Here is a 23,607-nt window from a genome sequence, read left to right as displayed (position 1 = left end):
TGTTCAGCCTCCCATATAGTTTGATCGCCGCCTTAGCAGGAAGAGCAAATAGGGTGCTCCCAGAATGGCGGTAATGATGCCGATGGGCACTTCCCCTGTGGAGATGGTGCGGGCAAGGGTATCGCAGACCACCAGAAAAATGCTTCCCATGATGGCGGCCAAAGGAATTAAAAAACGATGATCCGGGCCAACAATCAGCCGGGCCGCGTGTGGGAGCATGAGCCCCACCCAACCGATGATTCCGGTGAGAGACACAGAAATAGCAGTTATGGCCGTTGCTGTCACCATCAAAACAGCTTTTGTTCTTTCTGTATGAATGCCCAGGGTTTTGGCCTCTGTTTCTCCCAGAGATAATACGTTCAGTTTCCAAGCGTTCATCCACAATAGCAACACCCCCACCGCCACAACGGGTAAGATGGTTTTGATATCTGACCAGGTGGCCTGGTACAGCCCGCCCATAAGCCAAAAGACCAGTCGTCGCAGTTGTTCTTCGGTGCCAATATACTGAAAAATAGACACCATGGCCGAAAAAAGGGAGCTGATGATCACACCTGAAAGAATCAGGGTCACCAGCGGCGTTTCACCATTCATTCTGGCAACGCTGTAGGTGGCTGTCACCGCCAGCATCCCAAAGAAAAACGCCAACAGCTGAAGGGAGTAGGGAAATTCAAAGAGAATGGCCAAAGCTGCTCCAAAGGCGGCGCCGGAGGAGACTCCCAGAATGTAGGGTTCGATGAGGGGATTTCGAAAAATTCCCTGATACACCGCTCCGCTGGAGGCCAGCGCTGCCCCCACGGTCACTGCCAGCAGAATGCGGGTCAGTCTGATATCCCACACGATGGTGCCTGCCATTCCGTTGGGAACAGGCACTCCCCATAGCTTGTGCCTTAAAATCTGAAAAACTTCTCTGGGATCAATGAAGTAGGCTCCAATGCAGAGAGAGGCTGCCATGACCAGTACCAGCAACAGCCCCATCGTGCCAATAAGCTTCTTTTTATTCTGATTGTTAAAGGAGATTTTTTTTGGTGCTTTATAAATTTTCTGAGAGACTTTCATGCTGGACAATCTCCTCACCCGATGTTTAGTTGACTTCTACGATGGCAGTGTATCGCTGGGCTTCGATGGCCTTCAAGGCTTCTTCTCTGGTCATACCGTAATCCTGCATGTACATGTTCACTTCTTCCGCTTCCAGGTCAATGTCTTCAAAAAGGTCAGGATAAATGGTTTTGGCCATTTTCAGAAGTGCCACAGGTGTTTCAATGGTTGCCCGCCATTCTTCATATCCCAGACTAATGAACCTGTCATTTTCAATGGCCTGCAGGTGTTGTACATTGCCCCAGTTGAGACCTGCCTGTCTGCCCTCCCGAACCACCGCAGGGTCCAGGTAGCCGTCGTGTCCGTGGATAATCAAGACATCAGGATCCAGCTTCAAGAGCTGCTCTTCTGATATCTTGACAAAGTCACCGCCTTCAATGAGATTGTTGGCATTGATGATTTCTGTTAAAAAATAAGATTGGATGCTTTTGGTGCCCATCACATTGTCCATGGTGGCAAAAATCACCACATCGGCTTTGTCTGCTGCTTCTATTCCCTGTGTGCGGCTGCGAATCAAAGCCACTTTTTCATCCATTCGCTGAATCAGAGCTGCCGCTTCCTCCTGTTTTTGGAACACTTCTCCCACCAGGCGCACATGCTCCCAGGCCGTGTCGATGTGTGGCTCTTCAAAGCAAGAGGGGGACAGGAAGGTGATGACAGGAATGCCCAGCTCTTCGATTTTGTTGATGGCATCTGAGTGCAGCTCTTTTTCCGACTCATTGGTGACCCACAGTTCCATGAAAACCACATCTGGCTTTAAGTTGGCCAGGGTCTCATAGTTCACCCCTGACCACGCTGACCCGATGTCTGGGACAGTTCCCACCACTGGCACAACATGATTGCGAAAGGTGTTTTTCTTGGCATAATCGTCTACACCAACAATCATCTCTTGAATGCCAAATATCTGCATGGACTTTGCCGCCAAACCCTCCCATTCGATGATGACTGCCGATGTGACTTCTTCTTTTATTTCAACTTCCCGGCCCCACATATCCTGAACGATGCGGGTTGAATTCTCTTGTTCATCCCCTGTTTCCTGAGGTGCACAACCATTTATGACCAGTAATGCCACGATTGCCAGCAAGATCATCCCTGCCGGTTGCGTCCATTTCATGCCCCTTTTGCTCTTGGAAAATGGCATGGGGTGATGTTTTTGAAGGCACTTGCTCATTTGATCAAATCCTTTCAGGTTGAATTGATTTTTCGTGGGTGGTGGCTCATGTTGTTCCTATTCTCTACTTGCAAATGATTTGCATTTAAATGAACGCTTTCATTTTATCATTTACTGCAGATTTGTAAAGTGCCTTTTTTAGCATTTAGATTAAATCCATTGCATTTTGGACTTGCCTTCTATACTTATTAATTTGGGAGGACTACCATCGCTTCACCTGAAAGCAGTCCACGCAAAAAGCCCTTTGTTCCACAGGGGAACAAAGGGCTATGAGTCGCACAAAATCGCAACGCTAAGCTACCTTTCCCAGATCCACGTGGGCATGGCACTACCATCGATCACAGGCAGGTCTCCTGGCTTGAGCTTCATCATTGCTTCCTCCTTCCCACGCCGCAGGCACAGTGGTGAATGAAAGCAACTCTTCTCTTACAGTGGCGGGACCGCGCTAGATTTTCACTAGACTTCCCTTTTAAGTGATGACCCTCGCGGGCATCACGCCTGAAATCGTATTAAATTGTCTCAGCACTTAGCATATACATATAATATGATATTGTCAACGCGATTCTTATCTTCCCATCAGCTGCGACAAATCGATTTCATCGATGGTTTCACCGCTGCGCAGCCGATGTCGATAGGACAGCATCAGCTCATCCAGCTGCTGCAAGGGCGCAATGTTCTGCTGCTCCTGCACCGTGGTTGTCACCACCTTTTGAATGGCACCATGGCGCAGTACCAGGCGTTTGGAACCCATGAGAGCCAGCACGGGATCATGGGTGGACATGAGGATGATTTTCTCCCGGCTGACCAGCAGGTCAAGGGCCTTTTTCCGATCGATGCCGGCATTTTCGATTTCATCAATGAGCACAATGGGAGAAGTGCTGAGAAAAGCCGTATCGGCAATCATCAGCGCCCGGGACTGGCCGCCGCTGAGAGCGGTGACGGGGGTATCCCAATAAAACATTTCCCCTGCCAGGGCGTTGGCCTGTTCGGTGATTTCTTTCACCTTTGCCGCCACTTCAGGCTTGGGAATCATGCGGCTTTCGGCGTGCATTTCAATGAACTCGCTGACGGAGAGGTCCATAATGAAATTCATGTTCTGGGATAACTGGGCCACCAGCTTATGTTCCAGTGAAAAACGCCAGGATTTGTCAGGCACCTGCCCATTGATGAAGATGTGCCGTTTGGTGGGAGTGTCTCCCTGGGCCATCCATTCAATGTCGGCCAGCAGGCGGCTTTTTCCTGAGCCAGTGGGACCCACAATGCAGACGATTTCTCCCTGATGAATGGTCACTGTGACCTTTTCGGGTTCTCCTTTTTTATTCTGCCCCCCTGCAATGGTCACGGAAGACACCTTCAACTGGTTGCCGGCCTGCAGGGTTTTCATGTGATCAAGATAGCAGGCCAGCTGGGTCACCAGGTCTTCCCTGTCGATGCCCAGATCTTCCAGCAGCTCCTCTTCCAATTGATGCAGGTATTGCTGCAGGGTGATGCCTTGCTGGGGAAGGGGGAGGCCGGCGGCTTCAAAGAAGCCGGTTGTGTGGGTATCGTCGGTGAGAACCGTTTGGGGAGACAGTGATTGCCCGGCGGGTGTTTTCTGTGTTAATTCCTGATGTGTGATTGGATTTTGGTTTGCGGCAGGCATGGTCTCCGCACCACCTTTCTTAAAAAGCTATGGTGAAAAATGATAAAAGCAGGATTTACCCGGAGTTTGTGCCGGGTGGCAGCTATTTGTGAAACTGCATTTTCCGCACATTTCCCATCTGAAAATCAGCGCCGATTTTCACTTCTCCCAGGCAGTAGGAACAGAGGGCTGCCGGCATGGAAAACCGCAGCCGCTTGCCGCTGAGAGTCTTCACTTCATCGGCTGCCTGCAGCAGTGTGGCGGCTTCTTCGGCTCCCTGGCCGGTGATGCCGTTCACATGCACGATATGTGCCCGGGGATTGGCCTGACGTACCCGGAAGGCGAAGACTTCTTTTTCTGCCTGGGAAACAATGTCATATTTGGTGATGATCACCACGTCTGCCAGTTTCAGCATGGGACCAATTTTCTGGGGGGTGTTCACTCCCATAAGGTTGTCGATGACGCACACACCCATCACCTCTTTGATATGGGGAGAACACCGGTTGCACAGGCCGGCACTTTCGTTGAAGAGGATGTCCAGCCCCTGGGACTGGCCCCACTGAAAGCAGCCTTCGATGTTGCTGATGAAAAAATGATCGGGGCATAAATTGCCTGACAGGCCCACTTTCACGGGAATGCCTGCTTTGGTGTAAAGCTTGTCATCGTTGGTGGTGAGGCAGTCCATTTTCACCACACCCACACCAATGCCCTGGCGCTGCATGCTTTTGCAGACGTTGATGATCACCGAGGTTTTTCCTGAAGAAGGAGGGCCAGATACGGTGACTAGTCGCATGAACTCACCTCTCGAAAAGCCTGAACAAACACCTGGTTTGTCTGGGCTTTGAGGTCTTCAAGGGAATGACTGCGAAGAAAATCCCAGCCCAGCCATTTGTAGGCGATTTCCCCGGGCAGGCCAGTGGCGGTATGGGCGTTGACGGGGGGGAACCCCACGCCGGAGAGAATGGCTGCCATTTCGTCGCTGGCCAGGAGTTGGCACAGCGCTGGCATGGTTTTAAGTGCCTCTTTCTTCACAAGACAGGTAATGGGATTGAGAATGGCACCGTCTTCAGGCCAGACCAGGGTCACCTGATCGGTCTCCTTGATGAGTTTTGAGAAGGAATAGGGAATGGCCGCCACCGCCGGGGCTTCTGCTTTTCCTTTGCCCGCCATTTTCACCATTTGTGCCGGGTGCAGGCCCATTTTCAGAGACCGGCCCATCTGCGCCACGCCTTCCATCCCATGCTCTTGATAGACATTGAGTAAGATCCCTTCGCAAAAATCTTCATCATTGTGACCGCGAATGGCGACTTTCCCTTCATAAACGGGGTCCAGCAGGTCTTCCCAGCGCCGGGGCACCGGCAGGTCCTGGTGAAAGGTGCGATCCACCAGCAGCAGGGTGGGATTGAACCCCAGCAATGTATAATGGCCTTCCGGGTCGAGCACTCCCGCATTCCGCAAGGCCTGGGGACAGTTCTCCTGTTGGTTCAGGGTTTGGTAGACTCCGGTGTCTTTCATGTGGCGCATAAAGTGATGGTTGTAAAACCCGTTGAATCCTGGAGCAATGAAGATCTCCGGCAGGTCATCGGGGGTTTCCAGCTGATCCACCACTTCAAAATAATCCAGCTGACGATTGGCATTGGCCACCACCGCCAGTGTTTTAGATGCATAGGCTGGGTGGGCTTCCACAAACTGGTCAAGGCGTTCTTCAAAGGGAACTTTCAGCGCACAGGGTATCAGCCCCAGAAAGTTGACTTTCAGGGCGTCCCGAATTTCTTGATGGCTGTCATGCATTGATTCACCAGCTTTCTATTGTTCTGTTTTTCTGTTTCTCTGTTTTTTTATTGACTGCCATTGATACCTTCACTAATTCCTTCAATCAATCCTTCAACGAATCCTCTTATTCGTCTTTCCATCATTCCTTCAACGGCCCCGGCCCCGGTAGAGGAGATACAGAAAAAAGGGCGCTCCCAATACAGAGGTGATCACCCCCACCGGCAGTTCCACCGGCCGAAAAACGGTGCGGGCCACGGTATCTGCCGTTAGAAGGAGCAGCCCGCCCATGAGCCCGGAACCAATGGTCAGATACCGGTAATCATCCCCCACCAGCAGCCGGGTCATGTGGGGGGCAATGAGTCCCACAAACCCGATGGTGCCGGCCACACTCACCGCACTGCCTGCCAGCACGGCGGCAGTGATCATGATGAGCGACCGATACAGACGCACCCGCAGCCCCAGGCTGCTGCCCACTTCTTCTCCCAGCAAAAACAGGTTGATTTTAGGGCTTAGCAGCAGGGCTACCAATACTCCCAGCAGCGTGTAGCCGGCAATAAGGCTGACGTACGACCACCCCCGGCCAGCGAGGCCTCCCAGCAGCCAGGAATAGGTGACTTCAATATCATCACTGTTGAGAATCATCAACCCGGAGGTCATGGCATTGAGAAAGGCAGAGACCGCCACCCCTGCCAGCACAATGCTGACAGTGGTGTTCAGTTGTTGATGAAAGGTGAGCCCGTACACCAGCAGCACTGCCAGCAATGCCCCTGCAAAAGCGGCGGGAGGCAGTAGACTGAGCTTGCCGGGAAAGAAAATCATCACGCTCACCGCCGCCAGTCCGGCCCCGGCATTGACACCAATCACCTGGGGTGATGCCAGGGGGTTTCGCAGCACCCCCTGGAGCAACGCCCCGGAAACCGCCAGGTTCACGCCCACCATCACTGCGGTTAACATGCGGGGAAGCCGGATATTGTAAACCACCTGGCGGGCCAGACTGTCGGCATTGGAACCGGTGAAAACACCCAGCACCTGCCGGAAGGTGAATTCAACGGTGCCCATCCGCAGGGTCACCATCATCAAAACTGCCAGTCCCAGGGCCATGAAGGTGAGGGACCACATGCGTTTCTTTCTGACTGCGTTCAGCACCTGTTCAGCTATGGCGGTGTTCATCCGGTCTATTCTCCTGCTCCAATGATTTTAGCGGTTCTTCGCAGGGCTTCTTCGTTGCTGATATTGCCGGGAGCAATCTGAGCCGGCAGTATGAATAGCTGGTTATTTTTCACCGCTGACAGTTCGCTCCATGCGGGGTTATTTTTGAAGTCTTCCAACAGTTGCTTGTGTTCGTCTTTGTCGTTGCCTGAGGCTCGAAGCAGCACCATGTCGGGATCTTCGGCCAGAATGGTTTCGGCATCAAAGTCAACCCAGGTGGATTGGCCGGAGCCGGGAAGCCCCAGGGGAACGATGTTCTCAATGTTCATGCGGTGAAGCAGTGCTCCGAAGAAGCCGGTGGGCTGTGCGGCGGTGACTTTATCACCGATTTCCAGAATCAGGCCGGTCTCATACCCTAAAGGAGCGACTTTTGCCTGCAACTCAGCTGTGACGGCATCCAGTTGGGCGATGTAGTTTTCCCCTTCTGCCTGTCGGTTCAACACTTCTGCCATGAAAAGAATCCGGGAGACAAGAGGATCATCGATCACTTGATTGGGGTCAATGAACACCACCGCCCCGCTGATTTCTTCCAGAGATTCCAGCAAATCAGCATGTTGCCGGGTGTTGGCGAAGATCAGCTCCGGTGCCAGAGCCGCAATGGCTTCCAGGTTGGGGGTGTTTTGGTTGGATACGCTGGGAAGGTCGATGCCTTCCTGGCGATTTTTGTATTCTTCCACTTTGCCCACGGGGGTGATGCCCAGTTCAAAAAGTTCTTCCATAAAATTGCGGGTGAGGGCCAGTACCCGTTCCGGCTGGTCTGGCAGTTCCACTTGCCGGCCCAGGTGATCTTCTATGGTGCGTCCAGCAGCGGATTCTGTTTCGGCTTCTGTCTGCGTGTCTTCATCAACGGCTTCGGCGGGAGACTCGGCTGCAGGAGTTTCTTCAGGTGCTTCAGCTGCCGGAGCCGGTGCACTTGATGTGGTGCCGCAGGCTGTCGCCAGCAGGGTCAGCAGCAGCAAGAGGATCAGCAAGGTTTTTTTCGTTGATTTCATGTCATTTCCTCCGTTCGGTTATCGATTCTTGGTTATCAGCTTTCAGTTATCAGTTCTCGGTTATGGATTCAATCAGTGTTTTCGATGATACTGGCTGTGTTCTGCTGTGTTCCATTGCTTGTTCTACCCGGCCGCCTTGTTTCGGCGGCATTTTCCGGGCTTGATGCCCGCGGGTACCACCACCGGGTGACAGCAGTGCTGCACCCGGCACACCTGGGCATGTATGCCATAAGCATCATGCATGGCGCTGTGGGTAATCACTGTTTCTGGCGGTCCCTGGGCAAAAACCTCTCCCTGCCGCAACAGATACACCCGGTCTGAAACGGCCATGGCGTGGTTCAGGTCATGAAAAACGGTGATGACGGTTTTATGAAAAGAATCCTTCAGATCCTGAATCACCTCCAAGACATCCCACTGGTGTTTAATATCCAGATAAGTGACCGGCTCGTCCAGCAAGACCAGCTGGGTATCCTGGGCCAGCACCATGGCGATCCACGCCCGTTGACGTTCGCCGCCGGAAAGGTCGGCCACGTTCCTATGGGCCAGGTGGGAGAGGGCCATGTAGTCCAGCGCCCATTGAACGGTTTCCCTGTCTTGACTATTCATCATCCAACCGGCTCTTTGATGGGGGCTTCGGCCTCTGGCCACCAACTCCCACACGTTCATGTGCTGTACAGGTTCCTGCCCCTGGGGAAGAAAGCTGAGCTGCCGGGCGATTTCCCGACGCCCCAGTTTTTTCAGGGGATCCCCCCGCAGGGTAATGGTGCCGGCATCAGGCTTCAACAGCCCCGCCAGGTTACGCAGCAGGGTGGATTTCCCCGAACCATTGGGCCCCAAAAGGGAGATCACTTCTCCCGGCTGTGCCTGCAGATCGATTTGATGCAGCACCCGCTTTTTTCCATAGGCAAAGTCCAACTGATGAACTTCCAGCATGTTATCCTTCCCTCCTCCACAAAAAAGAACCCTCCTGATGACAATGCTTTTTCGCATCGCCTCATGGAAGGGTTCACTCACAGAACCGCCTTCCGGCCGCTTATTTTTCCGGCCAGTCAACCACATATCGATATTGTTTGCCACAGTGAAGAATAATTTCTTTCTGGCCTTTTTTCAGAAAGCGCATTTCAATTTTCATTTCGCTGAAACCGTCATGCTCATACAGCGACTGATAGAGCTCCTGGATTTTTGTCAACACCATTTCATTGTTCACCGCCATGGCTCATCCTCCTGCGCATTTCTTTGGTTGATGATGGTCTTCTGTCAGGTTGGCCCCGTAGCCGCAGGAACCATCGTGGCGACAGCCATGATTTTTGAAAAGCGTCTGGTATTCCTGGCGGGCGATGGCTTCCAGTTCCCGGGAGATGCTGTTGATCTGCTCTTTTTGCACTGCATAAAAAACATAATAGCTTCTTTTTTCACCCACCACCAGGCCGCTTTCCCGCAGCACCTTCAGATGTTGGGACACTGCCGCCTTGGAGATGTTCAAGTGCCTCGCCAGGCCGCCGACACAGTAATCTTTTTCCAGCAGCATGATCACCATTTTCAGCCGGGTTTCATCTGCCAGTGCTTTCAGTGTGCGTAATAAGGATTCCATGCGTACCGCTCCGTTCCTTTCACTGACTTCACTGACTTCAACGGCTGCACCGGCTTCACTGGCTGGTTCAGTTCCCTGAACGTCAGCGCTTTTGAACTGAGATTGACAGCTGATGATGCGGTACTGAGGTGTTAACATCTTGATGTTTGGTGATGTTTGGTGATGTTCGGTAATGTTTGGTGACTTTTGGTGAAATCATTGGCGATGTTTGGTGGGTTTTGAGTTCGACTTTGACTCAAATTAATTTGATTAAGCAATGACTTAAACAGAATTCTACCCCATCTAATTGATTTTGTCAATCATTATCATTTATATTTTGCATACTCTTTTCCCTCCCTCTTTCACTCATTCCGTCTCCCCGGTTGAGGCAGATAGAGATCGTTAGGTGTTGACGAGAATCCAGAGGAGCGTATTTTTTGTGAAGCGTCAAATAGTCTTCGAAACAACAATAACCTCCGCATACAATTTATATGCGCTGTCGAAGCGCACAAAATCATATGCGGAGGTTGATTGAATGAATACCTATTAATAGCCGGAATGAGTTAGTATATGATCATGTTTTGTTCCAGTACATTCATATCGTTCTTTTCAACCCACTCCCAGTCGGGATATATGAAACGCGTCTTCTGCTCTTTCAATTCCTGTTTAGGTTCAACGCGGTCATGAACCGGGATCATAAATCCCCGTTGACTGTATAAATGCTGCAACTCTTCTGAATAAAGACTCTCCATAAGTAATTCCTTTGCTTCAAGCCCAGCTCCGGTCCTCACAGCGACGTAAGCAACGATTACCATGAGACCCTCCTTAGGCCAAATTTGACTAACGTGACCACTTTTGCCTGCACCAGTAGCGAAAAGCAACGGAACAATCCCTAAAGGATATTCTCCCCGATCCACAGCATCAAATATCGCTGCGGGATTGCTTAAAACGCTAAAGTTATGCCTCGCTTTCATCAAGCCTTCCTCGCCATATAAATACCAGAATCCTTTCAAAACTGACTTTCCGGCTGGTTTGTCTGTGCTTGCTATTGCTACTTTTCCCGCCAGCGCCGGATCCAGTAAATCCTCCCAACCAAGGATCTCTCCTGTTTCTTTTAGCATTTCATCATTTTTTATAATGACCACAGGCACAAGCAACGAAGGCTGGAAATAGCCCTGGGGATGCGACATCTCCGCAAACTCAGAGCGAATTGGAAACCAGTCCTGAATCGACTCAAAGAGATGCAGGTTACCCAAAAGCATGTCCTTACGATGAAACAGTTGCATGTCTGTGCTCACAACTATGTCAGCCCCTATGCCTCCCTCCTTTAGATCCCGCTCAAGCCTCTCATCCATTAACATCTCTTCAATTAATCCATAATAGTCAAAAAGAACGGTTCCCCTACTATTCACCTTCCACTCCGATTCTTTCGCATCCAATCTCTCTTTAACCGCCTTGTTAAGGCATGCCGGATTGTTCCAATACACTTTTATATCTTTACTCACAGGCTGATTGTTCATCCTTCATTCTCCCTCCAATATTTATTAAGGCTATTGCAACTTTGCTGAAAGCTGCATTGACGCTTTGCCTTGCCGGGTGATGGTCGATTAAATGGACGCTCACATTAGAGAACATACAGACACTCTTTCTCCCTGACGTAATTGATCCTGCACCGTTTGAATGACACCTGCCATCTGCTCCAGCATCTCTCGCACAGATTTTTCTTCTGATGCCAGTTCAAGAACACGCTGCATTCCTCCATTGCCCATAATGATACGCTTCTCACCCAGCAAAGCCAGTAACGGATCATGCGTCACGACCAGCACAATCTTCTTTTGTGCCGCTAGTGTTTCCATCGCTTTCAGTCGATGTATCCCAGCGTTTTCCACTTCATCAATGAGCACAACCGGCGAATCTCCGTTAATCGCAACATCAGCGATCATCAATGATCGGGACTGCCCGCCACTCAGCCGGGTCAAATTTTCGCCAGGCTTAATCGCTTCTCCTGCAAAGGTATTCGCGCATTCAATCACTTCATCTGCTTTTTTATCAGGTTCTTGAAAGCCACGGCAACCCGCATGCATGATTAAAAACTCTCTCACTTTCATATCAAGAATAAAATTCATATTTTGTGAAAGATGGGCCACTAAATTCTTTTCGTATCTGCCCATGGCATTGTCTGCCGGCGCATTGCCATCAAGAAGAATTTGGCGCCTGGAAATTGAATCTCTTTGAGATATTTGCTCAATATCATTAATCAGCTGACTCTTGCCCGAACCAGTAAATCCCACAATGCTGTATACCTGTCCAACCTTAATGCTCACCTCTCGTACTGCTTCAGGTTCTCCGTTTTTCTGAAATCCTCCAAGTATTGTTATTTCCTTAAGCATACAGCCCACCTCCACGTGTGTTAAAATCCATCTTATAGACCACTCCGTGTTGATGCTTATTGCCAAGGCGTTTTTCCCCCATGCAGTACGAACAGATTGCCGTAGGCATAGGATAGCGCAGCCGTGAATCACTGATCTCCTCCAGAGGCGATTCTTGATTAACAATGGCCGCCAGCCCTTCACAACCACTACCCGTCAAGCCGTTAGCTTCAGTAATCAGGGCCTTGGGATTTATTTCTCTGATTCTGGCTTTGAAAACTTCTCGTTCCGCCTGAGACACCATGTCTCCCTTTGTAACAATGACTACGTCTGAGGTGGTGACGACTGGTCCTGCTTTTTGAGGTGTTTTGATGCTGGACAGGCAATCCACCACACAAAAGGTCAGTACTCCGTCTATACCCGGCGCACAGCGATGACACAACCCTGCCGTTTCAATAACTAATATTTGAGATTCCTTTTCTTCTGCCCATGAAATCATCTCTTCAAAATTCACAGCATAGAAGTGATCCGGGCATATATCATTGCTCAATCCAATTGCCACTGGAACACCCAGCTCTGCATACTTTTTATCGTCTTCCGTTTCCAGGCAGTCTACTTTAACCACCGCCACTTTTTGTTCGTTCCTCAATAAGCTCTGCACCACATGCAGCATTACTGCCGTTTTTCCCGTAGCCGGTGGTCCCGCCACAATAATGGCTTTGGGACGATTGCTCGTTGTGTTTTCTGTCATATACCTCGTTCCTTTCATTAGGCCGTGGCCCCCGCAGGACCTACCAGCTCTGTCATCTCTTTCTCTTTAACCTGATAAAACATGTTATCTAAATCTCTTTTATCGGTAGATATTCGTCGAGAATAATTGAAATCTGAGACTCACAGTCGTTTCTATCGATATCGAATATCATTTTCATTATAATGATCATTATCATTCAAATCTATCCAATATCGGACAGTTTTCAGAAAAGACAGAAACGTCTAATGCCTTATGAAAAAGCCTGCATTGACGCTTGTTTGATTCGCTTATCAAACAGGCTCCCTGCAGGCTTTTGCTCTTTGAAATATTCCTTAAATTTTCAGTCGCTTTCCAGCGACAGGATCAAAAAAATGGGCTTTCTCCATATTGATTTGACAACGCACCTGCTGGCCCTCCTGAAAGGTTAGTTCCCGGTTTCCCACGATGACAAGGTTCCGGTCGGTTCCCCACTGCAAATGCACCACCATCTCTCGTCCCATGTTTTCCATGAGGCTGATCTGGCCTGAGATACCGGCAAATTCACCGGTTATTGACGACGAATTCCCTTCGCTTTGCCTGCGTGGGTCCTGGTGATGCTGCTCCTGGCTGGATGTTGATGCGACACCGGCGGCCTCCAGCATGAGATGTTCCGGCCGAATACCGCAAATCACCCGCCCGCTGCTTCCCGCTTGCTCCAGAAGCTTTTTGCCCAAGTCAGGAATCAACGGTAACCCTTGGTTCTCCAGTTGCAAAACCACCGTGTGAGGCTGTTGTATCAGGGTTCCTCCCAGCAGATTCATGGCAGGTGATCCGACAAACCCTGCCACAAACAGGTTGCAGGGGGCATCGTAAATTTCGTCGGGGGTGCCGATTTGTTGAATGGTGCGGTTGTTCATCACCACAATCCGGTCGCCCAGGGTCATGGCTTCCATTTGATCATGGGTCACATAAATGAAGGTGGTTTGCAGGCGTTTGTGAAGGGCACCGATTTCTGCCCGCATGCGCACCCGCAGCTTGGCGTCAAGATTGGAGAGGGGTTCATCCATTAAAAAGACGCTGGGGTTTCGCACGATGGCTCTTCCGATGGCCACCCGCTGCCGCTGGCCGCCGGAAAGTTCTTTGGGCTTGCGGGTTAAAAGCTCTTCAAGGGATAATATACCGGCGGCTTCTTCGATGCGCCGATGAATTTCTTTTTTGTCAATATGTTTATTTTTCAATCCCAGGGCCATGTTTTCATAGACAGTCATGTGGGGGTACAGGGCATAGTTTTGGAATACCATGGCGATGTTTCGATCTTTGGGCGCTTTTTCGTTCACCCGGGTTTCGCCTATATACACATCTCCTTCGGTGATTTCCTCTAATCCGGCGATCATGCGCAGGGTGGTGGATTTACCGCAGCCGGAGGGGCCGACGAAAACCACGAACTCCTGATCCTGAATCTCCAGGGAAAAATCTTGAACCGCCACTGTGGTGCCATATTTTTTGGTCACGTTTTTCAGTGCCAGACTTGCCATGTGACTTCCTCCCTTGATGCTTGGTAGGTGCTTGGTCTTGGTAGCATAGGTGCCTGCTTGATGCCTGGCAGATGTTTGGCAGGTACCTGATGAATGCTTTTGGATGTTTTGTGGGGGCGTACCTGGTGCCTTATGGTTTCGCCCGATTAAATGATTCCCTGATTAAGCGAAATGAACTGACCTGAATTTCGTGAGAAACTGCCGGTTTTGAACCACCTGCACCTGATTCAATCCATCTTTCGCCGCATCTTCCATCAGAAGATCCGGCACATTGCCAGGGATCTGCTTCACTTTGATGAAGGGGTCGATGCCATGGGTATAAGCCATTTGGTGAGCCATGAAAGTAGTGGTGGTCACCGTGTAAAGGGTTTCGAAATCAAGGGGCTTTCCCTGAAAAGTGCAGGCAATCAGTCGCCGGCCCGGGGGCTTGTCAATGTCAAAGGTATAGTCGATGCCTTTCCACAACTGGTAGTCATGGATGCGCACCATGGGACTTCGCCAGGCATCGTTGATGCGGCAGCCCACAGGGCTGGCGGCATCTGGTTCAAAAATGGTTGCGGCGGTCTCCAACATGGCCAAAATAGCTTCACCCTTTATCTTCACCACCCACAGGTCGTCGGGAAAGGGGAAAAAGCGGAGAAGGTCACCCCGGGTCACGGCACCTGCTTTCAATCCTTTAAACAAGCTGTTGGAGACCGACAGTACCGACATCTCTGTACTGCCTCTTTCCATCAAAATTCCGTGCATCCATTGCACCAGGGGATGTTCGTTGATGCATATATCTGTCAGCAGGTCATCAATGGGGCAGGCCTTTGCCAAGAGGGTAACCACCTCTGTTTCCCATTGGTGCGCCTGCTGTTCAAAGGGAGCCAGCCGCTTAACCAGGCTGCTCTCTGATGGAACGGGAAGCTCCCCAATTCCCATCAGCTGCAGGCTTTCCGGATCATCAACCGTCAGTACGCCTGCTTCCACAGATGTCACCGCCCAGGGGTCATTCGCCGCTCCCCGGCTCAGGTGCAGGGTCACTGCCCCCAGGCTTGTTCCAAAGGCTCCTGGCTGCACCACCACTTGTTTTCCCAGCTTCTGAACAAAGCGGCGATGCTGATGCCCGGTGAGAAGTACGTCAATCTCCGGGAAGGTTGCCAGCATTTCCAGTCCCCGGTTTTCTTCCGGTTTGGGCAGGGGCTCGCCTGTGACTTCGTGCCGCTGTGTGCCACCATGGTAAGCGACCACCATCACGTCCACCTGGTGATTGGTTTTAATGTGTTTGATCCAGTGGGCCAGGGTGTCGATTTCATCGGCAAGAATGAGATGCTCTTCCACTTGTCGAAAAACCCGGGTGGTGAGACCGATGACCGCCACGGTCACCGATCCCAGCGTTCGGATCATATAAGGCAACCCCACCGCCGGTTCTCCGGTTTCCCTGTGAATGCAGTTGGCCGACAGCCAGGGGAAGGGGGACTCAGCCACCACTTGTTGCAGGGTCTCAAGGCCATAGTGGAACTCATGGTTTCCAATGACGGCACCGTCGCATTTCAGTTGAGCCAGGGCTTCCACCATGGGATGGCCACTGGCAGGGCCGTCTTTGCCATAAACATGCACCAGGGCTGATCCCTGAATGGCATCGCCGTTATCAATGTAAAGCACCGGGTCACCCTGTTGCCTTTTGGCTTCGATGAGGGTGGCAATCTGGGCCAGGCTGGTGAGGGGCTGGGTTTCGCCGGTTTGCACGACAGGGTTTCCGGATGGCATGAGCTGGCCGTGGAGGTCAGAAGTACAGAGAATGCACACTCGTTGTTTCATGCCTACCACCCCAGTATGTGTCTGACTTCTTCTGCGGCACCATCGAGGGCCTCTTCGCCGGTTTTCTCTTTCAGAAACGCAGCGGCAAAGGCATCCAGCATGATGCTGTCAATTCGGGCACCATGGACTCCCGGCCAGTTGTACCAGTTGCCCAGGTCTTCCACCTGATCGTAAGACCGGGTGGCCTGGGGATTGGCGGTCATGTATGCCGCCAGCAACCCGTCTGGCTCGATGAGGCTTTTTCGGGCAGCCATATAGCCCATTTTCTCCACGATGATGGCCCCCGCCTCTGGCGATGTGGCGTATTTGATAAATTCCCAGGCGGCGGCTTCCCGCTCGGGGTCAGAAGGCATGATATAGAGATTGCTTCCGCCTGCGGGAACACGGCGGGGGTTGCGATTGGTCATATTGTCATATTTGGGCAGCAGCATGATGCCCAAATCAAAAGCGGCATTTTCGGTGAAGTTCACCAGATTTCCTGTGGTGGCCACGATCATGACCGACGACCCGTTGATAAAGTTTTCGGCAGCTTCAGATCCGCTGATATTGGGATAGATGCCGTCTTCATGCATCATGGTGAGCCAGAAGTCCATCACCCGCTGCCCTGGTTCATCATTGAAGTGAATGGTTTGGGTTTCCTGTGACGCCATTTGACCTCCGAAAGATTCCACCAGGGTCTGAAACTGCCAGGTGTCATAATCCAGCTGGAACCCGATGCCTGCAAGATCTGCCGATGGCTGCGCCGCTTTTTTCGCCCACTCCCGCACTTGCTCCCAGCTTTCCGGTTGATCCACATAGTCAATGCCTGCCTGCTGCAGCAGATCTTTGTTGACATAGATCAGCGGCGTGCTGATGGCAAAGGGCATGGCGGCCTGCTCTCCCTCTTCATCTTGACCCAGGGTCAGCATGTTGGGGAAGAAATCGCTGAGATCAGTGCTCTCCTGTTCAATGTAAGGCTGCACACTGACAGCCCCCAGGCCTTCTTTCATGAAATTGTGACTGGAGAGTCCCATGATGGTGAGATCTGGCAACTGCCGGGCAACCGCCAGTGTCTGCAGCTGCTCCAGAAGACCGCCGTACCAGCCGGGCACCATTTCGTGTTCCACGCGAATCCGCTCCTGAGAATCGTTGAAGCCCTGCACAATTTCATTCATGGCTTCTTCCCGGGGGCCGGAGAAAACGTGGAGAAAAGTGAGGGTGATGGGCTCAGTGCTCACCGGTTCTGTTGAAGCTGCCGGTGCCGGTGTGCCTGCAGCACTGCCGGTGGGGGCGGTGTCGCTGGCTGGGTTTTGAGCTGTTCCCGAGGTGCAGGCCGACAGGAACAGGGTCACTGCCAATATGACTGCAGCCAGCCGAAGGGGCTCTATCTGTTTGATATGCTTGCTATGATTACTATGCTTAAGATTATTAAGATGCTTACTATTTTTACTATATTTAAAGAACATTGTCACACACTCCTTTTAATCTCGTTGGATTGGTAAAGTATCCCGCAAAGTATCCTATCAAGTATCCCGTAAATTGTCTCGTAAAGCGGCTCGTAAATTGATCCATTGCCTAATGGAATGAGTCGATTTTTAGTTGATTGAGTTGATTTTTTTGTTGATTGAGTTGATTTTTAGTTGATTGAGTCGATTTCCCGTCTACTTAATGCCACTGTGCACATGACTCTGAACGAAATACCGCTGTCCCAGCACATAAATCACCAGCACCGGCAACACCGACAAAGTGGCCGCAGCCATGGTGGGGACCCACTGCACCAGGGTTTCGTCACGAAAAGCGACAATGCCCACGGGAAGGGTCATCTTTTGAGAATCCCTCAGCACCACCAGTGTCCAGTAATAATCGTTCCAGTTACGCACCAGCTGAATCAGCCCGACAGAAATAATGGCCGGCACCGCACTTCGTAAGTACACGTGGTACAGAATTTGAAAACCGTGGCAACCGTCGATGCGGGCAGCTTCATCCAGTTCTTTGGGAATCTGGAGAAAAAACTGACGCAAAACAAAGATGGCATAGCCGCTGGCCAGATGCGGTACGATGACCCCCTGGTAGGTGTTCACCCAGTCGAAGGCATTAATCACCATAAACAGGGGAAAAAGAATGGCCTGGGGTGGAATCATCATGGTACATAAGACAAAGAAAAACAGTGGTTCACTGCCTTTGAACCGATACCGGGCAAAGGCATAAGCCGCCAGCACTCCCAGAGTCAGCTGCCCAATCGTCAGGCAGCCGGCCACAAAAACACTGTTGAAAAACCAGCGCATGAACGGCGAATTTTCCAGTACCTGCCGGTACCCTTCCAGGCTGACCGAAGTGGGAAAAATCAGCAGGAAACGTTGAAAAACAGCGCCGTAGTCCGACAGGGAAATGCTGACCATCCAAAGAAATGGAATCAGTACCAGGATGGCGGTGATCATGAGAATGCCATGAAGCCACCAGCCTGTCAATCGATGTTGGTTCATTTTGTCAACACCTCGATGTTTCATTTTGTGGTGATGCTGAATGCTTCTTGATTGATCATGAACTCTTATTAACTGATCGCGCCTTTTTCTTGATTGGTCATAAAACCGCCTTACTGATAGTGAACCTTTCGCTGGACAATGCGCACCATCACCAGTGTCAGAATCATCATCGCCACAAACAGCACTGTGGCCGCCGCCGTGGCCAGACCGGTATTGAAAAACTTGAAGGCTTCCTGCCAGACAAAAAACACCATCATGTTGGTGGCATTGTTGGGACCACCCATCGTCAGTATTTGCACCGTTGCAAACACCTGAAAGGAAGACAGGGTCGTCATAACAAAAACAAAGAAGGTGACAGGAGATAACAGAGGCAGCGTGAGACGGGTCAGGCGTGTGAAAGGCGAGAGGCCGTCGATGGCTGCTGCTTCATAGAGTTCTTTATCCAGCTGCTGGATGCCTGCCATAAACAGGATCACATTGTAGCCGAAAGACTGCCAGATACCCAGAATCACCAGGGCCAGCAGTGCACTTTTTGATTCGTTCAGCCAATTGGGCCCCTGAATTCCCACCAGCGCCAGCACCTGGTTAATAAGACCGTGCCGGGCATTGTAGAGCAGGCTGAAAGACAGGCTGGCCGCCGCCACCGAGATCACCACCGGGATGAAGAATATAAACCGGTACAGGGCCTTGGCTTTTTTAGTCTGTTCAATGAGAAGGGCGTACATCAGCCCCAGCACCATGGAAACCGGCATGGTGGCCATCACATACATCAGTGTGTTGCCGATGGCTTTTTTGAAGATGTGGCTGCCCGCCAGCTGTCGATAGTTTTGAATCCCCACAAAGGTCATGTCCCCTGTCAGCAGCTGCCATTCACTGAAACTGATGAACAGGGAGTACAGAAAGGGAAAGACAAAAAAGACACCATATAGCGTCATCGTTGGAAATAGCAATAAATAGGGTGACTTACTTCGCGTGACCATAGAACCCTCCGTCTTTCTGTGATATCAGACCGCCGGAGGGGTTTATCTATACAGGCCCCCACGCGGCAGAAAGTTCACCGATAAAAATATGAAAGGCATATTCTCGTTCAGAACCTAACATTCTGATGAAATGCGCCATCGAAAACCCTCCATTTCATTGCATGGGTGTTTTTCTTGCTGCTTGCATGAGTATTTCTTCAACAACGTACCACATTCACCAAATCACTTCGTTGATTTTAAATGAATTTTATGTAAATTTCTGTTTACACCACCGGCTATCGGTGATTCTTCGGCGGGTTCACCGTCCATGTCTGATTCAATCTCAGATTCAATGTCAGACTCGCTTTCTGATTCACTTTCTGATTCAGCGTCGGTGTCCGTTTGAAAATCAAACTCATAAAAATGAACTGAGCCGGAACAGGAAACAGTTGACAACCTGTTAATATCAGATGATGATAGACATACAAAGAGAACCCGTAAATTGATAAGAGAGAGACGGTCCATGTGATAAAAATCCATGGGAGAAAGATCAATGTGGGAGAATGATCAATGTGGCGAGAACACCAACGCGTGGCGTAAATAGTATGGGGGGGAAAATCAATGATGCGATTACAAGTCAGTCTGTTGAATGTACTAATTATCCGGGGATGTGACAACCTATGAAACCGGTTTTTAGATATGGAGAGAAAGAAGTGAACTACCTGAAAAGCAGAGACCGCAGGTTGGGCGACGTGATTGACCGCATGGGTCCACTGGAAGTGGAGACAATGCCCGATGTGTTCACAGCGCTGGTGTTCAGCATTATCAACCAGCAGGTATCCAGTAAGGCGGCTGATACGGTGTGGACCCGACTGCTGGAAATCACCGGCACCATGACCCCTAAAACCATTCTGGCTACAGACCCGGAAGTGCTTCAAAAATGCGGCACCACCCACAAGAAGATCAGCTACATTCGGGGCATCGCAGATGCGGTGACAACGGGTCAGGTTGATTTCAGCCAACTCCACTTTATGAGTGATCAGCAGGTGATTAAGCAATTGTCATCCCTTCATGGCATCGGGCCCTGGACGGCTGAAATGTTACTGCTCTTCTCTCTCCATCGTTATGATGTGATCAGCTATGATGACCTGGCGATCCGCCGGGCCATGATGAAGCTCTACGATCTGGACCAGTTATCAAAGGAACAGTTTCAGCGCTACCGAAAGAGATACTCACCCTATGGGTCAGTGGCGTCACTGTACCTCTGGGAACTGTCGGTGGAATAAAACCGGTGTTGTTGGTCATTAAGAAGCGCCTCTCATGAAGAAGTGCTGGCTGTTTAATAACACCCGATCGCAACAAGCACAAAGAGCACCGGTATCGGAAACTCTCCCGAAAACCAGTGCTCCATTAGGCAAGTATTATTCGTCACCTGTCCAATTCTGTTTTTGACAAAACTCTTTAAAGAGATGAATATTGGGGTTATCATTGCCTTTCTGCCAGGCAAGCACAAAATCAAGGTACATCCGTTCACTGTCAATGTCCACATAGGCAACCGATTCATGCCCCTTTATTTTGAAGGATCTTGGAATGGGTGTGACTCCCATGCCAGCCGATGCCATGGCAATCCCTGTCTCATATTTATCCACGAATTTTGCGTTTTCCATATCAAGGCCGGCTTCCGTAAGGCCTCTATTAATGGCTCTCAGTGTTTTTTCTGCATCCGAATTATTGCTCATCACGATTTTCTGTCCGTTTAAGGATTCTGGTGCAACCATCTGATACCGATTAAGGGGATTGGTCTTCGAAACCGCCACTGCCGAGTAATCCCGAAATAAATACACGCTCTCAATTGTGGCTATTTCTTCAATTTCCCTTTTCTCAGAGAAAAAAACATCAATTCTTCCACCAAGCAGCATCTGGGTTAATTGGCCCCAACCGCCGATATGAACATCCACTTCTATGTCCGGGTACTGCTGGTGAAATTCGCGAATACGCTGATGAATATTGGCCCATTCCACAGGACCGTGGTATCCGATGGCCAAATGGTTTTTGCCTTCAGCGTGCAGCTTTTGCGCCTGGATCATCACATTCTCATAATCTGTAACTATTTGAACGAACTTTTCACTGATAAGCGTTCCCGCTTCGGTCATTTCCACCTTGTGGCGGCTTCTTTGCAAGAGCTTAACGCCCATTTCCTTTTCCATCATATTGATTTTCTGACTCATCGCCGGTTGAGAAATAAACACTTCTTTTGCTGCCATGGAAAGATTCTGATGGCGGACAACGCTTAAAAAGCATTTCATGCTGAAAATATCCATTCGATCCCCACCTCATCCCACTTCATTATGAAAACCTTTTCCCTTTTGCAGGAACCTACAGTAGGTGTAGCGTACCATTGAAACCTTGTTAAGTCAATGGGTTCCCTTTTTATGTCATTTCTTGAATAGAGAACTGTTATATGCTTATAAGTAGGTGTACACTCCCTCGGCGACATATTTATGTTATTTTTATATCAAGACAGGAGATGATATGAATGAAAAAAAATCAATTGAAAATCTATTCTTTGCTTCTCTGCTTTGCACTGCTTTTCGCAGTGGGCTGCAGCCAGCCCGCATCACAGGAACCACCGGCACCGGCTGAAGACCCTGCGGCTGAAGTGCCGGAATCTGGCATGACTGCCGGCACTTACGAAACCGTCTGCCGCGGATTTTATGGTGATTTTGATATCGCTGTCACCGTGAGCGATTCTGAGATTTTGGATATTGAACTGGGTGAATACCAGGAAACAGAAGCTGTTGGCGGTGTCGCCCTGCGATTGATGAAGGATAACATGCTGGCCGCCAATACTGCCGGTGTTGACCTGATCTCAGGTGCAACGGTAACTACTGCCGCCTTTCGTGCAGCCGTCATTGATTCCCTGAGACAGGCCAATGCTCCGGAATCACTGACTGCAGCACCGACAGTACCGTCTGTTGAAGAAGTTGCCCTTGAAACTGACGTGTTGGTGATTGGTGCCGGTGCCGCCGGCTTTGCTGCTGCCATCTCCGCTGCTGAAAACGGTGCCGATGTCACTTTAATTGAGAAGCAAGACATCGTGGGTGGTTCCACCATTATTTCGGCCGGCATCGTTTACGCCGCTCTGGATGAAAGCGATGTGGCTCCCATGGTGGATTACTACATGGAGCGGGCTGAACAAAAAGCAGAAAGAGAGCTGATTTCCTTTTATGCAGAAAACTCCATTGACACCATTGCTTTTCTGGACAGCATCGGTGTTCACTGGATGATGAATGTGCCTGCAGGCACTGCTCCCCAGCCCCGCGCTCATTTCTCCATGTACGAAGACGGCACCTTCATGATTGGTTCCGCCTTGATTGAGCCCCTGGAAGAGGAAGCCCGCAGACTGGGTGTCACCATCCTCACAGGCATCAAGGCCACTGAGTTGTTGATGGAAGAAGGCGTTGTGAAGGGTGCCAGAGCAGTTTCCAACGATACCAACTATACCTTCTCTTCAGAAGCTGTAGTGATGGCCACCGGTGGCTTTGATGCCAGTGAAACATTGAAAGAGCAGTATATGCCCGTTGCAGCCGGCGACTTCCCCTTATCCAACAAAGGCAATGTGGGTGAAGGCCTGCTCATGGGAATGGAAGCAGGTGCCGCCACAGAGTTCAAAAACGGCGCCATTGGCTTCCAGATTGTTCATGGCAGCCTGCCAAATTCTGGATATAATGCTTCGGCCATGTTTGCCCCCTTATACGTTCAAACTGATGGCACCTTCGTTGCCCCGGGCAAAGATTATCCCATTAACTACACGAACATGAAGAAAGTGGGAGATGATCTTTTCTACGGCCTTTACGATGCCACTGGGGCAGACAGTGCTCAGCCTGCCATCGACCGGGGCTACGGGTATCAGGCAGACACCGTGGAAGCCCTGGCAGAAGCTGCGGGGATGGATGCTGCCAAGCTGCAGGCAGCCTTTGATCAGGGAGACGGCCTTGTCAACGCGCCTTTCTATGCCGTCGAAGCCCGGCCCAGCACCATTGGCTCCATGGGCGGCCTGTTAATCAATACCAGGGCAGAAGTGCTTGCTGAAACCGATAATCAGCCTATCCCCGGCCTTTATGCCGCCGGTGAAGTTGCCAACAGCGCCTTCTACTATCAGGAGTATCCTTCCTCCGGTTCATCCATCTCCATCGGGTTGACTTATGGTCGTGAAGCCGGCAAAAATGCGGCTGCCTGGGCCTTGGGCGAGTAGCGCAGGAGACCACGACTGATTTCCATCTTTTGATATGATTTCATAAGCGAAAGCACTGGTTCC

Annotated in this window: 21 protein-coding genes and 1 riboswitch; of the genes, 2 read left to right on the top strand and 19 right to left on the bottom strand. The window is 50.6% G+C overall.

All coding sequences use genetic code 11. The features are described from left to right. Positions 1 to 3 precede the first annotated feature (3 nt). The 18 genes from AAIG11_RS13975 to AAIG11_RS13890 all read right to left on the bottom strand — a co-directional run bounded on the left by AAIG11_RS13975 (position 4) and on the right by AAIG11_RS13890 (position 19,310). Positions 4 to 1,056: a FecCD family ABC transporter permease gene (locus AAIG11_RS13975; protein ID WP_343186848.1), complete on the bottom strand. Its 1,053-nt coding sequence runs from the start codon at positions 1,054 to 1,056 to the stop codon at positions 4 to 6. A gap of 25 nt (positions 1,057 to 1,081) precedes the next feature. After that, positions 1,082 to 2,209 (bottom strand): ABC transporter substrate-binding protein, encoded by a 1,128-nt coding sequence (locus AAIG11_RS13970; RefSeq protein WP_343186847.1) that lies wholly within the window; start codon positions 2,207 to 2,209, stop codon positions 1,082 to 1,084. A gap of 383 nt (positions 2,210 to 2,592) precedes the next feature. Next, a riboswitch (cobalamin riboswitch) is annotated at positions 2,593 to 2,783 on the bottom strand. A 48-nt stretch (positions 2,784 to 2,831) separates the two neighbouring features. Continuing rightward, positions 2,832 to 3,908, bottom strand: coding sequence for an ATP-binding cassette domain-containing protein (locus tag AAIG11_RS13965; protein WP_343186846.1), 1,077 nt, complete (start codon positions 3,906 to 3,908; stop codon positions 2,832 to 2,834). Positions 3,909 to 3,990: 82 nt separating this feature from the next. Beyond that, entirely contained in the window at positions 3,991 to 4,680 is a 690-nt protein-coding gene (locus AAIG11_RS13960) for a GTP-binding protein (RefSeq protein WP_343186845.1), read from the bottom strand. Then, positions 4,671 to 5,678, bottom strand: a complete 1,008-nt coding sequence (locus AAIG11_RS13955; RefSeq protein WP_343186844.1) for an ABC transporter substrate-binding protein — start codon at positions 5,676 to 5,678, stop codon at positions 4,671 to 4,673. The genes AAIG11_RS13960 and AAIG11_RS13955 overlap by 10 nt, the downstream gene beginning before the upstream one ends. Positions 5,679 to 5,807: 129 nt before the next feature. Then, on the bottom strand, positions 5,808 to 6,830 hold the full coding sequence (locus AAIG11_RS13950) for a FecCD family ABC transporter permease (protein WP_283410816.1): 1,023 nt from the start codon (positions 6,828 to 6,830) through the stop codon (positions 5,808 to 5,810). A 5-nt stretch (positions 6,831 to 6,835) separates the two neighbouring features. Continuing rightward, on the bottom strand, positions 6,836 to 7,861 hold the full coding sequence (locus AAIG11_RS13945) for an ABC transporter substrate-binding protein (protein WP_343186843.1): 1,026 nt from the start codon (positions 7,859 to 7,861) through the stop codon (positions 6,836 to 6,838). A 123-nt stretch (positions 7,862 to 7,984) separates the two neighbouring features. Then, positions 7,985 to 8,794 (bottom strand): ABC transporter ATP-binding protein, encoded by an 810-nt coding sequence (locus AAIG11_RS13940; RefSeq protein WP_343186842.1) that lies wholly within the window; start codon positions 8,792 to 8,794, stop codon positions 7,985 to 7,987. A 100-nt stretch (positions 8,795 to 8,894) separates the two neighbouring features. Beyond that, positions 8,895 to 9,074, bottom strand: a complete 180-nt coding sequence (locus AAIG11_RS13935) for a hypothetical protein (RefSeq protein ID WP_283410819.1) — start codon at positions 9,072 to 9,074, stop codon at positions 8,895 to 8,897. Positions 9,075 to 9,077: 3 nt separating this feature from the next. Then, a complete protein-coding gene (locus AAIG11_RS13930; protein WP_343186841.1) occupies positions 9,078 to 9,590 on the bottom strand; it encodes an ArsR/SmtB family transcription factor in 513 nt (170 codons plus the stop codon). A 404-nt stretch (positions 9,591 to 9,994) separates the two neighbouring features. Next, a complete protein-coding gene (locus tag AAIG11_RS13925; RefSeq protein ID WP_343186840.1) occupies positions 9,995 to 10,951 on the bottom strand; it encodes an ABC transporter substrate-binding protein in 957 nt (318 codons plus the stop codon). Between the two features lie 99 nt (positions 10,952 to 11,050). Then, positions 11,051 to 11,821, bottom strand: a complete 771-nt coding sequence (locus AAIG11_RS13920) for an ATP-binding cassette domain-containing protein (RefSeq protein ID WP_343186839.1) — start codon at positions 11,819 to 11,821, stop codon at positions 11,051 to 11,053. Then, positions 11,814 to 12,569 (bottom strand): GTP-binding protein, encoded by a 756-nt coding sequence (locus tag AAIG11_RS13915; RefSeq protein WP_343186838.1) that lies wholly within the window; start codon positions 12,567 to 12,569, stop codon positions 11,814 to 11,816. Before AAIG11_RS13915 ends, AAIG11_RS13920 begins: the two co-directional genes overlap by 8 nt. A 314-nt stretch (positions 12,570 to 12,883) precedes the next feature. Beyond that, the gene (locus tag AAIG11_RS13910; RefSeq protein ID WP_343186837.1) at positions 12,884 to 14,065 is read right to left on the bottom strand and encodes an ABC transporter ATP-binding protein; all 1,182 of its coding nucleotides are present in this window, start codon (positions 14,063 to 14,065) and stop codon (positions 12,884 to 12,886) included. A gap of 162 nt (positions 14,066 to 14,227) precedes the next feature. Continuing rightward, positions 14,228 to 15,868 carry a bifunctional metallophosphatase/5'-nucleotidase gene (locus AAIG11_RS13905; RefSeq protein WP_343186836.1) on the bottom strand — a complete coding sequence of 547 codons (1,641 nt, stop codon included), beginning with the start codon at positions 15,866 to 15,868 and terminating at the stop codon, positions 14,228 to 14,230. Between the two features lie 2 nt (positions 15,869 to 15,870). Further along, on the bottom strand, positions 15,871 to 17,313 hold the full coding sequence (locus AAIG11_RS13900; RefSeq protein WP_343186835.1) for an ABC transporter substrate-binding protein: 1,443 nt from the start codon (positions 17,311 to 17,313) through the stop codon (positions 15,871 to 15,873). Between the two features lie 195 nt (positions 17,314 to 17,508). After that, the gene (locus AAIG11_RS13895) at positions 17,509 to 18,330 is read right to left on the bottom strand and encodes a carbohydrate ABC transporter permease (RefSeq protein WP_343186834.1); all 822 of its coding nucleotides are present in this window, start codon (positions 18,328 to 18,330) and stop codon (positions 17,509 to 17,511) included. Between the two features lie 110 nt (positions 18,331 to 18,440). Next, positions 18,441 to 19,310, bottom strand: coding sequence for a carbohydrate ABC transporter permease (locus AAIG11_RS13890; RefSeq protein WP_343186833.1), 870 nt, complete (start codon positions 19,308 to 19,310; stop codon positions 18,441 to 18,443). A gap of 659 nt (positions 19,311 to 19,969) precedes the next feature. Here AAIG11_RS13890 and AAIG11_RS13885 point away from each other — a divergent pair. Beyond that, positions 19,970 to 20,575, top strand: a complete 606-nt coding sequence (locus AAIG11_RS13885) for a DNA-3-methyladenine glycosylase family protein (RefSeq protein ID WP_425499426.1) — start codon at positions 19,970 to 19,972, stop codon at positions 20,573 to 20,575. Between the two features lie 135 nt (positions 20,576 to 20,710). On the opposite strand, the gene AAIG11_RS13880 is transcribed toward AAIG11_RS13885, so the two are convergent. Next, a complete protein-coding gene (locus AAIG11_RS13880) occupies positions 20,711 to 21,610 on the bottom strand; it encodes a LysR family transcriptional regulator (RefSeq protein WP_343186831.1) in 900 nt (299 codons plus the stop codon). Positions 21,611 to 21,825: 215 nt separating this feature from the next. On the opposite strand from AAIG11_RS13880, the gene AAIG11_RS13875 reads away from it, so the two are divergent. Then, positions 21,826 to 23,544, top strand: a complete 1,719-nt coding sequence (locus tag AAIG11_RS13875) for an FAD-dependent oxidoreductase (protein WP_343186830.1) — start codon at positions 21,826 to 21,828, stop codon at positions 23,542 to 23,544. The last annotated feature ends 63 nt before the right edge of the window (positions 23,545 to 23,607 follow it).

The organism is Anoxynatronum sibiricum, assembly GCF_039414295.1.
GTDB lineage: Bacteria > Bacillota > Clostridia > Peptostreptococcales > Tindalliaceae > Anoxynatronum > Anoxynatronum sibiricum.
This window is presented reverse-complemented; position numbering and strand designations above follow the sequence as displayed.